Here is a 14,016-nt window from a genome sequence, read left to right as displayed (position 1 = left end):
TAGGGTGGGACGTCGGTGGAGGGGACGGACGGATGGATCAGGGTGTGAAGCGGTCGGCGACGACGAGCAACACGTCGCGCAGGTCACGTGTCGCCGGCGTGTTCGCTCTTGTGTTCGGTGCTCTGACGACGATCGTCGCGATTCCCTCGCTCGTCGCGGCGGGGACCGACCCGGGATTCCTCTTCGCGGGTCTGGTGGCTCTGGTCGTCGCAGCGGTGTCGTTCCTCTTCGCCGGCTTAGCCTTCCGGTTCGTCCGGGAGCCGTCGACGACGCTCACCGCGATGACCCCACTGCTCTGGCTCGTCGCGGCGGCGCTCTTCGTCGGTGTGCTGGGCAGCATGGGGGCCTTCGTCTACGGTCAGGTCGTTCAGAACCAGCAGAGCGCGGCCGTCGGGCTGCTCCTGCTCCCGTTGGCGGGAGGTGTCATGATCACCGGTGCGGTGCTCGTGGGGGCGGTCGTCAGGGCGCGACGGGCGGCAGCCGCCGGCCGGTGAGTCGGCCTCTGACTCTCAGACCTCGGGCTCGGGGCGGTCGAGGAGGCCGCCCTGTCGTTCGACGTCGGCCGCCGCGTCGGGCGGGGACTCCCGGCGTCGCCGGAGCACGATGAGGATGCCGAGGACCCCGAGCAGGGTCGCTCCGGCGATCGCGGCGATCAGCGCCACCTCGCGGGTGAGGATGAAGGGCGGCACGCCGTGGTCGGGGTCGACGCTCACGACCGGGGGTCGCACCGCGCTCTCCGCGGTGTCGAAGAAGGGGCTGACGGGCCCGCGCGTGGTGGGGTCGGGGAGGAGCTGGATGGCGGCCGACGGCCGGATGAAGCCCCAGCCGTTCACGTCGTCGCGGTTGTCGGCATCGGCGCGGAGTGCCGTGGCCGTCAGTCGATACGCCCACCCCGCCGGAGGATCGTCCGGGTGTGCCTGGGCGACCAGCGCGGCCGCCGCGCTCACGTAGCCGGTGGCGAAGCTCGATGCCGGGGCGTCGGAGGCGAACAGGCAGTCGCCGCCGCCCGTCGCCGCGGTGAGGACATTCGCGCCGGGGGCCGTGACGCCGACCTGCGGCCCGTGGATCGAGCTGTCGGTCGCGAGGCCGTTGGCGTCGGCCGCGCTGACGCCGAGGGCCTGTTCGTAGGCGGCGGGATACCGGGCTCCGTCTTCCGCCTCGGGGTCGGAGGCCCTGTTGCCGCCGCTGGCGACGACGAGCGCTCCGACCGCAGCAGCGTGCTCTACCGCCCCGCGCAGCGCAGGCGAGTCCGTCTCCTGTGACGACGAGACGTTGATGATGTCCGCGCCGTTGTCGGCCGCCCAGTTGATGCCGTCGGCGAGGCGCTGGGCGCTCGGGCCCCACCCCTTGTCGACGTCCTGCGGCGAATCGCTGCGGAACGCGCGCACGGACAGCAGGCGCGCGTCGGGGGCGAGGCCCACGACACCGGAGCCGGAGACGGGCTGCGCCGCGATCTGCCCGGCAATGGCGGTGCCGTGCCCGGTCAGATCGCTCAAGCCGTCAGCGCGTTCCCCGTCGCCAACGAGGTTCACACCGCCGACGACGACACCGGCGAGGTGCGGGTTGCCGGCGTCGATTCCGGAGTCGACGACCGCCACCACGATGCCCTTCCCGGTGGCGAGACGGTTCGCATCCTCCGCCCCGAGGGCCGTGAGTGCCGACGGCGCCTCCGCAGCGAACACCACGGTGCCGGGCTCGCAGGCACCGGTCGCCATCGACACGATCGTCGTGGGGGCAGCCGGCGCGGCCACCGCGGCGGCCGGCGTCCCCAGCACGGCAGCACCCACCACGAGGGTGGCGAGAGCGGCACGGCGGCGCATCACTCGTCCCCGGAGCCGGGCGACTCTCTCGCGGCCTCGGTGGTCAGCGCCGGCCCGGCGGCGAAGAAGTCGATCCACGTGCTCGGCACCCGTCCGACGTCGCCCGGGGTGTAGCCGAGCTGGGCGAGCGGGCCGCTCGCCGCGTCTTCGGCCGACTCGTCCAGGACGGCGCCCGGAATGGCGTAGGCGGTGCCGGACTCGTCGACGAGAACGGCCATGCCCACCGCTTCATCGGACGGGCCGCTCGTCTGCACGAGGGCCCCGCCGCCGACGGTGACGCCGACGCGGTCGCGACCTTCCGGCAGCTCGGTGCTGGTGGACCCGAGGACGGTGCGGGCGTCGTCACCCAGGACCGCGCACGGCGTCTCGTCGGATGCGAGCGGCGTCAGCGGAAGCGTGGGCCAGTCGTCGCCACCGGCGTTCGGCACGGTGGGCACGTCGGCCACTTCCGCCGGCGACACCTCTTCCTCGTCCGTGCCGGCCTCCTGCGCACTGCCGAGCAGGTAGAGCTGGTACGCGAGCGGGCTGAGGCGCGCGAGCTCTCCGGTCGCGAGCGCGACGTAGCGCTCGTCCGCGGGGCTGCCCTGCACGTGCACGATCGTGCCCGCCGTCAGGTCGGTCCCCGGCACCTGGGCGCCGACGGCGTTCAGCCGGATCGGCTCCAGATCGGCGCCGCTCTCGAAGAGGTTGAGCCAGCGCCCGTCGACCTCGATGACGTCGCTGGTGCCGAGGCCGACCGCGCGCAACACCGCGTTGGCGTCGTCGGCGGGGACGGCGTATCGCAGGCCGCCGGCGATCACGAAGAGCTCGTCGCCACGCTGCACCACAGCGCCCGTGCCCGTCGACGGTGCCGCGATCGGCGTCCCCGACAGCGAGACGGCGGTGCCGGCGGCGTCGTCGACGCACGCCGTCCATGCCGTGTTGATCAGGGCACGCGGGGTGGGCAGGTCGTCGGGCGCGCCGAGGATGCCGATCGAGCCGCCGACCGGGATGCCGTCGAGGGCGGCCTGATCCGTGCGCACGACCTTGAACTCGCCGGCGGGGATGAGCAGGCGGGCGCTGGCGGTGTTGATGACGGGGTACAGCGTCCCCTCGACCGAGACGTAGCGGGCGCCCGTGTCGGTGGCGACGATGAGGCGGTTGTTCTGCCAGTCGCCCGGGAGGCCCGGCTGCATGATGCCCCAGAACACGCCGACGAGGATCACGCCGACGGTGAGGGCGATGCCCGCGATGACGGCGCGCAGCGGCTTGGCGGGTTCGAGCTCCTTGCCGCCGGGGGCGCCGCCGGTGAAGGCGGAGAGGAGTCGTCGTCGGCTGAAGCCCTGGGCCTCGATCAGGTCTTTCTTGGTCGCCATCGGTCAGACGAGCCCCGCCGTGATGACGCCGAGCGGGAGCAGGAGGGCGAGCGCGACGACCTCGACCGTGTCGCCGAGTCGCGTGAGGCGGAGGCGGGCCTTCGGCGTGAGCAGCGTGAGACCGATGAGGACCACGGTCGCGACCACGAGGATGAGCAGCATCCAGGTGCGCACGTCGGGGAGGGCGAGAGCGACGGTCACGCCGGTCGCGGCGAGGCCGATCGCCCCGATCGTCATCAGCACGAGCACACCGAGACGGGCGTGCATCTGCCGCGACTGGAACATCATGCCGACGAAGGCGAGCACGCACAGCACGGCGCCCGTGACACCGCTGGCGGCGACGAGCGGGGTCGCGATCAGGGCGGCGAGGCCGAGCGCGGCACGGAGCGCGATCAGCGTGCGGGTACCGGCCGCGGCGCGACGCTTCACCTCCTCGGCATCGATGGGCTGCGGTGCGGAGAACATGTCGGCATCACTCTGCGGCGAGATCACCCGGATGCGGGTGGAGCTCAGGGCCAGCCACGGGATGCCGTTCGCGAGCAGCGCCGTGGTCGCGAGCATCAGGGCGTACGAGGCGAGCGGATCGCCGAAGACCGCGGCCGCCGTGGCCGTGATCCCGACCGAGGCGCCGAGGGCGATGGGCACGAGGTGGATCTCGGGCTTGTCCTGGGTGACGGCCAGGCTGAGGCCTCCGACGACGACGAGTCCGAGCCCGAGAGCGGCGAGCGGCCAGCCCCAGATGCTCTGCGCGGGGACCGCGAGGTAGCCCGCGAGCCCGCCGTACGCCGCGGCGGTGAGGCCGAGCGCATGACCGGCCTCGGGCTGCCGCAGCCGCATCAGCACCGCGGCCGCGACGCTGAGCACGACCGCGCCCGATCCCGCGATGATCGCCGGGAGCAGAGACGTCGGCGGCGTCGCGACGAGGAGCACGGCGCAGAGGGCGAGGAAGGTGAGGCTGACGAAGAGGGCGGTGCGGGAGCTGTCCGCGGGCGTCCAGGAGTTGTGCTGCTCCGCCGTCGCGTCGATCACGGCTTCCACGACGTCGTCGTAGATGCGCGGCTCGCGCATGAGCCCGCCGCGCACCAGGGTCAGCAGCTCGCCGTCGTGCACGCCCTGGGCCGCGGCGCCGCGAGCGGGGTCGAGGGGCGTGCCGTCCGCCCGCTGCAGCGCGTATCCGCCGTGCGTGAGGGTCGGATCCAGCACGCCCAGACTCCGAGCGAAGCCGGGGATGATCTCGACCAGGGGGACCTGCGATGGCACCCCCACGTCGAGCCTGCGGTCGTCGCTGACCACGGAGATCCGCAGCACGGTTCCTGCCACGGTGCCGCTCTGGCTCATATCGGTGGTGTCCCCCCACGTGTGCGATGCTCTCCCGCCGCAGGCGTTGCGGGGGTCCGGCCCGGACTCACTCTAGTTGACAGGCCAGATACTATCTGTTGCGAACGCGTGGACGAGCGATGGCGGCGTCGCGCGACCGGAGGAAGGCGGGGGAGATGTCGGAAGAGATGAAGATCGGCGGCTCGCAGATCGAGGCGCTGGTCGGTGAGCTCCGTGGGGCGCGCGACGAGATCGCGCGACTGCTCGGCGACCTGCAGGCGAGCCTGGACCGGCTCGCAGGTGAGTGGAGCGGCGAGGCCTATCGCGCATATGCGCACGCCCAGGGGCGCTGGAATGCACTGATGCAGGAGATGCAGGACGAGCTCGACCGCGTGCAGCGACGGACCGGGGACTCGAACGATGTCTTCGCGAACGCACAGCGGTCCACCAAGAGCTTGTGGAGTGAGGCATGACGAATCACGATTCGACGCATGAGCGTCTGGGAGCCCTGCGCGCGGCGGATCCCGAGATCTGGACAGTGTCCGACGATGATGGGCTCGTACAGGTGTCGGTCGGGGCCGACGGTGCGTTCGACCTGCTGCGCCTGTCGCCGCAGTGGTGGCGATCGGTGCGCGCGGAGGATGTCGGTCCGCTGATCCTGCGGCTGTTCCATGCGAGCGAGGCGTCCAGGAATCAGACGAAGGTGGAACTGGAAGAGGAGCTGGGGCACCGCGCCTCAGCGGGCGAGACCGCCCCCACCGTGGAGACGCCGAGAACGCAGGGCCGCGCCGCCCTCAGCGCTCGGCTCGGCAACCTTCTCGCCGCGTTCTCCGAACTCGATGACTATCGGCGATCCGTCGAAGCAGCGACGCGCGAGTCGATTCAGCTGCGCAGCCCGTCGGGAAACGTGACGCTCGAGCTGGTCGGCGGGACTCCTCGCGCCCTGGACGTCGACCCCTACAACGTCCAGTTCACGCCCGAACAGACTCTCGCGTCCGAGATCGTCGGACTGTTCCAGGAAGCGGACCATTGGCTGCGTGATCAGCGTGACCGCGTGCTCGGTGACCTGCCGGAGCTCGAGGCGGTCGTGTCATCCGTCCGCGCCCGCACCCACCCCTCGCACTGACCACCCCTGCACCCGCATAGCGACGACGGAGGACCATGAGTTACGAAGACTATGAGGCGGCGCTCGAAGATCTCGAGGCGGACTCGAAGGTGTGGAGCGACCTGTCCACGACGTACGGCGAAGTGGCCGGGATCGTCGAGGAGTGCGCACTGGCCCGATTCGAGATGGACGGAATCGGACACATGGTCGGTGCCGAAGAGAACTACAACACGGCGCAGGACACGATCTCGACGCTCGTCGACGATGCCAAGATCGCGCTCCAGGCCGTGTCGGACAAGCTTGTCCAGACGAAGCGGAACTACGAGGCGGCCGACGGCTACTCGCAGTGGTTGCTGGATCAGGGCTGAGCCGGAGCCTCGGAGAGGAACAACATGGAGTTCATCACACCCACCGACCAGGGTTCGTTCGACGACCTGGTGCGCAACGTCACCGACGGCATCGCCGAGACCGGCCAGAAGCTCACGGAATGCAACGAGGCGTACGACGCCAAGAAGGGCGACATCAGCCTCTGGGATAAGTTCCTCGACTGGTTCAAGAACACCATGAACGAGGTCAGGGAACGTCTCAACGACGCCATCGAGAAGTACAACGAGTTCGTCGCCACGATCGCCGACTATCTGAGTCCCGGCAATCCGTTCGCGATGTACGCGAAGCACGACAAATGGATCACGGTCAAACAGAAGATCACCGGCTCGAAGACGACGATCGAAGGTTCCTACCTGCGCGCGGACAGCACGTGGAAGGGCGACCCCGGCGATGGCTACGGTGACCTCGCGGAACGGCAGAAGGCCGCGATGGACACCCTGGCGGGGTACACGGACTCGATGATGGACTTTCTCAACGAGTACGCGGAGAAGATCCTCAACGCGTGGATCGACTTCGGTGAGCGGATGATCACCTACATGCTCGACCAGGTCGATGCGGCGTCCGAGTTCATCTCGGCAGACCCGCTGAAGTGGCTCGACATCGTGCCGAAGATCGTGAATGTCTGCACGAACCTTGCGCAACTCGCGGTGGACATGACGGCGCAGCTGGCCCGGAACTTCACCGCATCGAAGAGCACCGCCGACTCGCTCAAGCAGGGGATGGCCAATCTCTACGGCTTCCCGAACGGCACCTGGCCGGCTGCCGTCATCTACTGAGGTGATCATGCACGAAACCCGCATCCGCCGTGCGCGGAAACTGCTCGCGTGGACGGGGGCCCTCTGCCTGGCCGCCTCCATGAGCGCGTGTGCTCCGGCGTCGCCGGTGCAGCCGATCGCGACAAGCATCGACGACCTGCAGGCAGAAGCCACGGTCGAGAACTTCTTCGAACTCCTCGAGGACGGAGATGCGCGATCGGCGGCGTTGATGACCGACCTCGACGTCGACATCGACGCCGACGAGGCGCTGCTGCTCGCCGACGAGGTGTACTCGTCTGTCGATTCGAGGCCTGAACTCGTCGAGGTCACCCGGGCGGAGACGGTCGCGGACGGCGCGCAGGTACAGGTGCGGTACCAGGTCGGAGACGACACCAGGGACGAGACCATGCACCTCGTCCGCATCCCGAAGGAGGGCACGGTCCCGGAGCATCGCCTCGTCCATCTGTCGTCCGAGACGGTCGGGGTGGACATGTCGGGTGCGGAACGGCTGCCCGACGGCACGGAGTACCGCATCAACGGCGTGGACGTGACCGCGGCGATCGTCGCGGCAGTGCAGAATGCGTCCGCCACGGGAGGGACACCGCGCGTGCTGGCGTTCGGGGGCAGCTACCCGATCGACGTCGTGGTTCCGGGTGGCGACGGATTCACCGACACGTTCCTGCTCGAGGTCCCCACCTTCGTCGGTGGCGATTCAGCCGGCGAAGGATTCGCGGACTTCGTCCGTCAGCACGGGTTCTGAGTGGTGAGGGCACTCATTCATCGATCGAACATAGAAATTTCCATACGGATCTGTCCAGGCCGTTGGAAATGGGCACCGACCTGCCTTAGCCTATGTGCGGAAACAGATTGGTCGGGGGTTGTTCCGAAGTCGTCCCGTATCGGGAAGGCGCTCCCCCGCGTGTGTCCTCATGGGGACCGGAGGGAGTGAGTAATGGCTGATGTCATCTCCGCAGAAGAGGGGGCTCTGCGTCGCGGAGCCCAGGCCGTGCGGGAGACGAAGTCCGGGATCGATCAGCAGACCAAGAAGGTCCGCGGTGAGATCGAGCAGCTGCGCGGGTTCTGGACGGGTGCGGCTGCCGCATCGTTCACCACGCTGATGTCGCGGTGGGACGAGCAGGCTCGTCAGCTCAACGAGGTCCTCGTGACGCTCGAGGATGCCCTCGCCGGCACCGAGCGCGACCAGGCCGCGACCGAAGAAGCTCACCAGCAGACCATCTCGGGCCTCGGCTCGATGATGGGCGCCTGAGCGCAGACCGCAGAGATTTCAAGGAGAACATGATGCAGTCGATGTCCGTTCGCCCGGAGCAGGTCAACGCTCTCGCGGCGCAGATCCGCAGCGGGTCGCAGGGTATTCGTTCCGAGCTGGACCGCCTCGAGTCCGAGGTCGGCAAGCTGCGTGCGGCGTGGGATGGTGCCGCGCAGCAGGCCTACGACCAGGCGCAGGCCAAGTGGAACCGCTCGCTGAGCGAGATGCAGCAGCTGCTCACGCAGATCGCCGGGAAGACCGAGGAGATCTCGGGTCAGTACGTGCAGACCGACAAGTCGGCTGCGGGGCGCTTCGGCGCGTGAACCCGAGGCGCGGGTCTGGCGCAGAGATGCGTCGGGCCCGCGCCGTCTGCTGTGCTTTTCGGTGAGCCACCGGACGGTACAGCAGGCGTGACGGGATCGCCGGAGGAAAGAAGAGGGGGCGTCGATGAGCATCGCAGTCGACTTCGATGGAGTGTTCGCCGAGCTGAAGCGGCTTCTGCGCGAACTGCAGGAGTTTCCGAGTCCTGCAGAGGTGGCTGTCGTCGAAGGCGAGGCGTCGAGCACGACTCGCGAGTTCCATCAGGCTGTCGCCAATGCCGCGCGCGAAATGGGCGATGCGACAGAGCGTGCCATCGAGAAGCTGCAGAATACGCACGACACCATCCGTGCGGCGGTCCTCCAGCTCGCGGAGCAGGACGCCGCCCTGGCAGATGAGACGAAACTGATCGTTTCTCTGCTGGACTCGGCTGTCGAGCAGACCGAGTCGATGACTCCGGTCGGGGGTGGTCTGAGCGATGGCGTGAAGGCGGATGCCGCCGACAAGTCCACCGAGCCCGAGGACGCCGACTTCTGATGCAGCGTGCGTTTCGTGGGGTTGCCGCGATCGTCGGTCTCACCGGCCTGGCGTTCGCGGCCCTCGTGCCGGCGGCTGCGGTTGCGGACACCGCAGAGTCCGGTCTGTGGTGGTTCGATCGTGGCCGGATCCAGGAAGCTCACGATGCGGGCTTCGATGGTTCCGGTGTCAAGGTGGCCGTGATCGACAGTCAGATCAATCCGGATGCGGTCGGTCTCCGCGGGGCGGACGTGACGGTCCGGGAGCCGTCGTACTGTCTGGATGCGTCTGGGACGCCGTATCCGTCGGTCGCGACAGATTATGTGGCCTCCCATCATGCGACGAACGTCGCATCGATGATCGTGGGAACGGGGGAGGCACCCACTGGCGGCGCCCCGGTGAAGGGCGTCGCGCCCGGGGTGGAGATGCTGTTCTACACTGCGCCGGTGGTCGACGGTGTCCTCGACGACGAGGGCGAGGATGCTGAGTGTCTGCAGGAGGGTGGCAGCAAGTTGGCGGCGGACAACCGGACAGGGCTGGACCATGCCGTCTCGGACGCAGTGGCTGACGGGGCGGACATCATCTCCATCTCCTCCGGTGGCATGGACGCATCGAAGGGCATCGCGGAGGCTTACGCCAACGACGTGGTGGTGGTCGCCAGTATGCCGAACGAGGATGGGATCGCCTCCCCGCCGGCCAGTCTGAACGGTGTCGTGGCCGTGCAGGCGTTCGGTGAGGACGGCAAGATCCAGAACGGGCAGTACGGGAAGCCGAACGTGAGTGACGACGTCATCGCCGCCGCCCCGGGAATCGGTCTGTTGCTGCAGGGCGCGTCGGACTCGTGGGAGGCGCAGTCGCTCGGATCGGGGACGTCGTACGCGACGCCGATCGTGGCGGGGATGCTGGCGGTCGTGAAGCAGAAGTATCCGGAAGCTACAGCGGGGCAGCTGATTCAGAGTCTCATCCACAACACGGGCACGAAGGGCGAGCACGAGCCGAAATGGAACTCCGGCACGGGATACGGCGCGGCGTCTCTTGCCGGGATGCTGGCGGTGGATCCAACGAAGTACCCGGATGAGAATCCGATCTTCGATGCCGATGATCCGAACGCCTCCCCGTCACTTGCGATGGTGAACGAGGTCAAGGCGGCACAGGATCGGGAAAATGGGACAGCGAGTCCACGACCCTCTTCCGCGCCCGGCGGGGCTGAGCAACCATCGGATGTGTCGGCGATGCCGTGGGTGATCGGCGGTGTCATCGTTGCTGTGCTGGTCGTGGGCGGCATCACTCTCGCGATCGTCTTGACACGATCATCACGTCGACAGACAACGGAACAAGGGGGCAACCATGGCCGGTAAGCAGAGCGGCGGGTACGAGGCGGAACTGAATCGCATTCGAGCCCTGTCGGATTCAATCATCCCGAAGACGTCGGCGCTGATCCACGCGCTGGAGTCGCTGGACGGTGCGCTCGCGAACGCCCGAAAGTCGGAGTACTGGACGGGGAGCTCGGCGGAAGCTGCTACGGCCGCTGTCGACGAGATCCGAGACAAGTTCACCCGAATCCGGAACATCGTGACCGTGATCGATTCGGCCGTCGGCGAGGGCAACGAAGCACGGCGCACGGCGGCCTCAGCGGAACTTCCCTCGGCCGCGGTCGATCCGTTCTGGGCCAACGCAGCGAAGGGTGCTTCCTTCGTGGTCCACCCCGTGCTGGGACCGCTCGCCGCCGACAAGGCCTTGGACGTGATCGGGGACTTCCTCGGGAACCAGCGCGAGGAGGCGGCACGGGCCATCGTCGAGAAGGTCGAGAAGGCGCTGCTGGAGCCGACGAGGAAACTGAGCGCGGCATCCGCGGAACTCAATCAGGTCCGGATCGACTCCTCGAACAGCGAGAAGATCGACGACGGACCCACGGGTGGCCCTGAGATCGATGCCCCGAGGATCGGATCCCCGGGAATCGGCGGCGTGCCCTCCGGCTCTGCTCCCGGTGTCGGCGGTACCCCGGCGCCCAGCGGCGGGGTCGGCACGTATCAGCCGCCCGTTCCGACCTCTCCTGCGCACCCCGGCTTCCCCACGCCCCCGACGAATCCGGGGGGACCCGGGATCGGGTGGGACCCGGTGGTACCGGGGGGCGAAGGTCCCGGGCTTCCCGGCGGAAAGGACCCGTCGATCGACTCTCCCGGCGGAGGCGTGCTTCCCGGTGGCCCTGGCGGCGCGGGCAGCGGCGGAACGGGTGGCGGATACCCGACCGGCCCCGGGGGATATGTCCCGGGCGGTGGTGCGGGTGGTGGCGGCCTCGGCGGCATCGTGGGCGGTGGCGCCGGTGCGGCGGCGATTGCGGCGAGCTCGAAGATCGCCGGCTTCGGCAGCATGGGCGGACTCGGCGGTGCCGGCTTGGGGCCGGGCGCAGGCGCTGGGCTCAAGGCCGGTGGCGGTCTGCTCGGTAACTCCGCCGTCGGTGGTCTCGGCGGCGTCGGTGGAGCAGGAGGCCCCGGCGGTATGGCCGGTGCCGGCGGCGTCGGCGGGGCGGGTGCCTCGGGCACCGGGTCCTCCGGCGCGGCAGGAGCCGGTGGCCGTCCGGGCATGGGCATGATGGGCGGCGCCGGTGGCGCCGACGAGGAGGAGAAGGCGAAGCGTTCGGGCCTCGGTGGTCCTATCGCGCCGAAGCTGGAGGACGAAGAGGAAGCCGGCCCCCGCGCCAAGGGTGCTCGCGCCGGATCCCGCGACGAGCCTGCCAACTGAATGACGCCGCTGTGGTTCGGACTGGCGAGTATGGGGATGAGTGGACGCAGTGAGCTGACCCGTCGGCGCGCCGTGTCCGGGATGCGGCGGGCGGCGGCAGCGTCCCTTGCTACGGCGTTGACTGCGCTTTCGCTTGCGGGCTGCGCGTCGAGCGGCGCGACGGTGCTCACGGTGACCTCCGTGACCGGCGGCGGAGAGCAGACTCTGACGTTGCAGCCGGACCAGATCACCTGCGACTCGACCAGTGCGCACGGGCTTGCGATCTCGAAACCCGGTGACGATGTGAGTGTCACGGCCGATGATGCCCAGCGGTACCCCGCGAAGCTGACCGGATCGATCGCCTGCGACGGCCCTGTCCCCCAGCCGCATACCGAGCCTCGGGCCTCCGGTGAGGCGGCGGCATCGGATGAGTCCGAGGGCGGGCTGTGGTACTTCAACCGGGGCGAGGTGCAGGCCGCACAGGACGCCGGCCTCGACGGTTCCGGAGTGACGATCGCCGTGATCGACACCCAGGTGAATCCGGATGCTCCCGGTCTGCGGGGCGCTGACCTCCAGGTGCGGGAGGAGTCGTTCTGTTTCGACGAGTCGGGAAAGCGGTATGACGCGATCTCCTCGGACTATGTCGCGGCGAATCACGGCACGAACGTCGCCTCGATGATCCTGGGCACGGGAGAGGCGGTCGGCGGCACCCCCATCAAGGGTGTGGCGCCGGGCGCGACGGTGCTCTATTACAACTCGATGATCACCACCAGCGCGCCGGAGGGGAACGACGTCGAGTCCACCTGCCTGCAGGAGAACGGCGAGCTGATCAATGACGATCTGAGCGATGAAGGAATGCGCCGCCCCTCCGGCCTGGCAAAGGCGATCTCGGCGGCGGTGGACGACGGTGCGGATATCATCTCGGTTTCGCTGGGCGGGCTGGTCGACGCCGCGGATTCGGTGGCGAAGGCTCATGCGGCCGGAGTCGTGGTGTTGGGTTCGCTGCCGAATGTGGGCGGGGTCGGTGACTGGCCTTCGAGCTACAACGGTGTCGTCGCCGTGCAGGCGTTCGGCCCCGATGGCAAGATCCAGTACTCGACGTACGATCCGGTGCTCGCCGAGCCCTCGCCGAATCTGAGTGAGGACGTGAAGGTGGCGTCTCCGGGGCTGGAGATCATCGCGCAGGGCACCGCGGACTCGTGGGACGCGCAGCAACTGCGTTCGGGGACCTCATTGGCGACGCCGATCGCGGCCGGCTTCCTGGCGGTCGTGAAGCAGAAGTACCCGGAGGCGACGTCCAATCAGCTCATCCAGAGCATGATCCACAACACCGGGACGAAGGGCGAGCACGAACCGAAGTGGAACAACAGCGGCGGGTACGGGGCGATATCGCTCTCCGGCATGCTGGCTGTCGATCCGACGAAGTACCCGGATGTGAACCCGCTCTGGGACGCCGACGATGAGAACGCTGTTCCCCAGCAGGCCAACGTGGACGAGGAAGCCGCATTGCTCGCCGCGAGCGCTTCTCCGCAGCCGACGAGTGAGGCGGGATCCGGCTCGGGTACCGCCGGGACAGATCTCGCGCCGCTGCTGATCGGCGGTGGGGCGGTGCTCGCCATGCTCGTCATCGGCGGGGTGGTCCTCGCCGTGGTGCTGACCAGCTCGTCACGACGACAGACCGCCGCGCAAGGGCACAGTCATGAGCAGTAAGCGCAATCGGTCACTCGACTCGTTGTGACCGAACGGAGGGGGAAGAAGATGCCGGAGGGAAATGACGTTCTCGCGTCTATGGAGGCGTTGAACGCGAAGATCGATGCGCAGATCGCGCGTTCGCGTGTGCTCGCGGAAGAAGCGGCGCGGGTGTCTGCCGAGGCGACGCAGACCACGGCGACGGTCACGTCGTCGGACGGTCGGGTCACGGTGGTGGCGCAGCCGACCGGGGCGATCGCCGAGGTACGGCTGTCGAGCGCCGTCGACGATGCGATCGCGCTCGGCGCGACGATCACCGACACGATCGCTGCGGCTCAGCGCGCGGCGGCCGACGCCGTGGTCGAGTCCCTGGCGCAGACGCTCGGTGCGGATTCCGGGCTGGTCGACGCTGTCCGGCGGGACGTCCAGGTCGCGTTTCCGGCTCCGGGCGACGACACCCTCGGGTACCGCTGATGGCGACGATCGAGGTCAACCCGTCCCGCCTGGCCGCGGCTGCGCGCTCCATCGGCGATGCGTCCGCGAACATCGACGCGGCCCTGGAGCAGCTCGTCGGGATCGCCGGCGTGCTGCGGGATTCGTGGTCGGGGGAGGCCCAGTCCGCGTTCGACTCCGCGCACGGGCGCTTCGACCTGTCGATGCGGGAGCGCAGCGCCCTCGTCGAGGCCATCGCGACCACCCTGGACGATCTCGCGACGTCGTACTCCGAGACGGACCTGGCCGGCCAGCGCGCACTCGGGGGGTAACT

General features: G+C 68.8%; 18 protein-coding genes. 14 read left to right on the top strand and 4 right to left on the bottom strand.

Annotation, left to right across the window (positions count from 1 at the left end; all coding sequences use genetic code 11):
* Window positions 1-37: 37 nt before the first annotated feature.
* A complete protein-coding gene (locus AB1285_RS12830) occupies window positions 38-277 on the bottom strand; it encodes a hypothetical protein (protein ID WP_429977474.1) in 240 nt (79 codons plus the stop codon).
* A 4-nt stretch (window positions 278-281) separates the two neighbouring features.
* Here AB1285_RS12830 and AB1285_RS12825 point away from each other — a divergent pair, with 4 nt between their 5' ends.
* The gene (locus AB1285_RS12825; RefSeq protein ID WP_429977473.1) at window positions 282-494 is read left to right on the top strand and encodes a hypothetical protein; all 213 of its coding nucleotides are present in this window, start codon (window positions 282-284) and stop codon (window positions 492-494) included.
* A gap of 15 nt (window positions 495-509) precedes the next feature.
* On the opposite strand, the gene AB1285_RS12820 is transcribed toward AB1285_RS12825, so the two are convergent.
* From AB1285_RS12820 to eccD, 3 genes are read right to left on the bottom strand one after another with little or no spacing between them, the layout of a single operon-like run.
* A complete protein-coding gene (locus tag AB1285_RS12820; RefSeq protein WP_363444831.1) occupies window positions 510-1,820 on the bottom strand; it encodes a S8 family serine peptidase in 1,311 nt (436 codons plus the stop codon).
* Window positions 1,820-3,175 (bottom strand): type VII secretion protein EccB, encoded by a 1,356-nt coding sequence (gene eccB, locus AB1285_RS12815; RefSeq protein ID WP_370428951.1) that lies wholly within the window; start codon window positions 3,173-3,175, stop codon window positions 1,820-1,822. The genes AB1285_RS12820 and eccB overlap by 1 nt, the downstream gene beginning before the upstream one ends.
* A gap of 3 nt (window positions 3,176-3,178) precedes the next feature.
* Window positions 3,179-4,513 (bottom strand): type VII secretion integral membrane protein EccD, encoded by a 1,335-nt coding sequence (gene eccD, locus AB1285_RS12810; protein WP_259952760.1) that lies wholly within the window; start codon window positions 4,511-4,513, stop codon window positions 3,179-3,181.
* Between the two features lie 155 nt (window positions 4,514-4,668).
* On the opposite strand from eccD, the gene AB1285_RS12805 reads away from it, so the two are divergent.
* The 13 genes from AB1285_RS12805 (at window position 4,669) to AB1285_RS12745 (ending at window position 14,014) form a co-directional block, all read left to right on the top strand.
* Window positions 4,669-4,965 carry a WXG100 family type VII secretion target gene (locus AB1285_RS12805; RefSeq protein WP_366237357.1) on the top strand — a complete coding sequence of 99 codons (297 nt, stop codon included), beginning with the start codon at window positions 4,669-4,671 and terminating at the stop codon, window positions 4,963-4,965.
* On the top strand, window positions 4,962-5,618 hold the full coding sequence (locus tag AB1285_RS12800) for a hypothetical protein (RefSeq protein ID WP_363444825.1): 657 nt from the start codon (window positions 4,962-4,964) through the stop codon (window positions 5,616-5,618). Before AB1285_RS12805 ends, AB1285_RS12800 begins: the two co-directional genes overlap by 4 nt.
* A 35-nt stretch (window positions 5,619-5,653) precedes the next feature.
* Window positions 5,654-5,965, top strand: coding sequence for a hypothetical protein (locus AB1285_RS12795; protein ID WP_187663158.1), 312 nt, complete (start codon window positions 5,654-5,656; stop codon window positions 5,963-5,965).
* 24 nt (window positions 5,966-5,989) lie between these two features.
* The gene (locus tag AB1285_RS12790) at window positions 5,990-6,760 is read left to right on the top strand and encodes a hypothetical protein (protein ID WP_187663159.1); all 771 of its coding nucleotides are present in this window, start codon (window positions 5,990-5,992) and stop codon (window positions 6,758-6,760) included.
* A 7-nt stretch (window positions 6,761-6,767) separates the two neighbouring features.
* Window positions 6,768-7,499 carry a hypothetical protein gene (locus tag AB1285_RS12785; protein WP_259952754.1) on the top strand — a complete coding sequence of 244 codons (732 nt, stop codon included), beginning with the start codon at window positions 6,768-6,770 and terminating at the stop codon, window positions 7,497-7,499.
* A gap of 192 nt (window positions 7,500-7,691) precedes the next feature.
* Entirely contained in the window at window positions 7,692-8,006 is a 315-nt protein-coding gene (locus AB1285_RS12780) for a WXG100 family type VII secretion target (RefSeq protein ID WP_187663161.1), read from the top strand.
* Window positions 8,007-8,035: 29 nt separating this feature from the next.
* Window positions 8,036-8,329 (top strand): WXG100 family type VII secretion target, encoded by a 294-nt coding sequence (locus tag AB1285_RS12775; RefSeq protein ID WP_167945426.1) that lies wholly within the window; start codon window positions 8,036-8,038, stop codon window positions 8,327-8,329.
* A 124-nt stretch (window positions 8,330-8,453) separates the two neighbouring features.
* Window positions 8,454-8,861, top strand: coding sequence for a hypothetical protein (locus AB1285_RS12770; protein ID WP_280568913.1), 408 nt, complete (start codon window positions 8,454-8,456; stop codon window positions 8,859-8,861).
* Window positions 8,861-10,198: a S8 family peptidase gene (locus tag AB1285_RS12765; protein WP_370428950.1), complete on the top strand. Its 1,338-nt coding sequence runs from the start codon at window positions 8,861-8,863 to the stop codon at window positions 10,196-10,198. The genes AB1285_RS12770 and AB1285_RS12765 overlap by 1 nt, the downstream gene beginning before the upstream one ends.
* Window positions 10,188-11,582, top strand: coding sequence for a hypothetical protein (locus AB1285_RS12760; RefSeq protein WP_280568908.1), 1,395 nt, complete (start codon window positions 10,188-10,190; stop codon window positions 11,580-11,582). The genes AB1285_RS12765 and AB1285_RS12760 overlap by 11 nt, the downstream gene beginning before the upstream one ends.
* Window positions 11,583-13,271 (top strand): S8 family peptidase, encoded by a 1,689-nt coding sequence (locus AB1285_RS12755; RefSeq protein ID WP_429977472.1) that lies wholly within the window; start codon window positions 11,583-11,585, stop codon window positions 13,269-13,271. It begins immediately after the preceding gene.
* An 87-nt stretch (window positions 13,272-13,358) separates the two neighbouring features.
* Window positions 13,359-13,724, top strand: coding sequence for a YbaB/EbfC family nucleoid-associated protein (locus tag AB1285_RS12750; RefSeq protein ID WP_187663166.1), 366 nt, complete (start codon window positions 13,359-13,361; stop codon window positions 13,722-13,724).
* On the top strand, window positions 13,724-14,014 hold the full coding sequence (locus tag AB1285_RS12745; protein ID WP_187663167.1) for a WXG100 family type VII secretion target: 291 nt from the start codon (window positions 13,724-13,726) through the stop codon (window positions 14,012-14,014). The genes AB1285_RS12750 and AB1285_RS12745 overlap by 1 nt, the downstream gene beginning before the upstream one ends.
* Window positions 14,015-14,016 lie beyond the last annotated feature (2 nt).

The organism is Microbacterium sp. NRRL B-14842, assembly GCF_050470785.1.
This window is presented reverse-complemented; position numbering and strand designations above follow the sequence as displayed.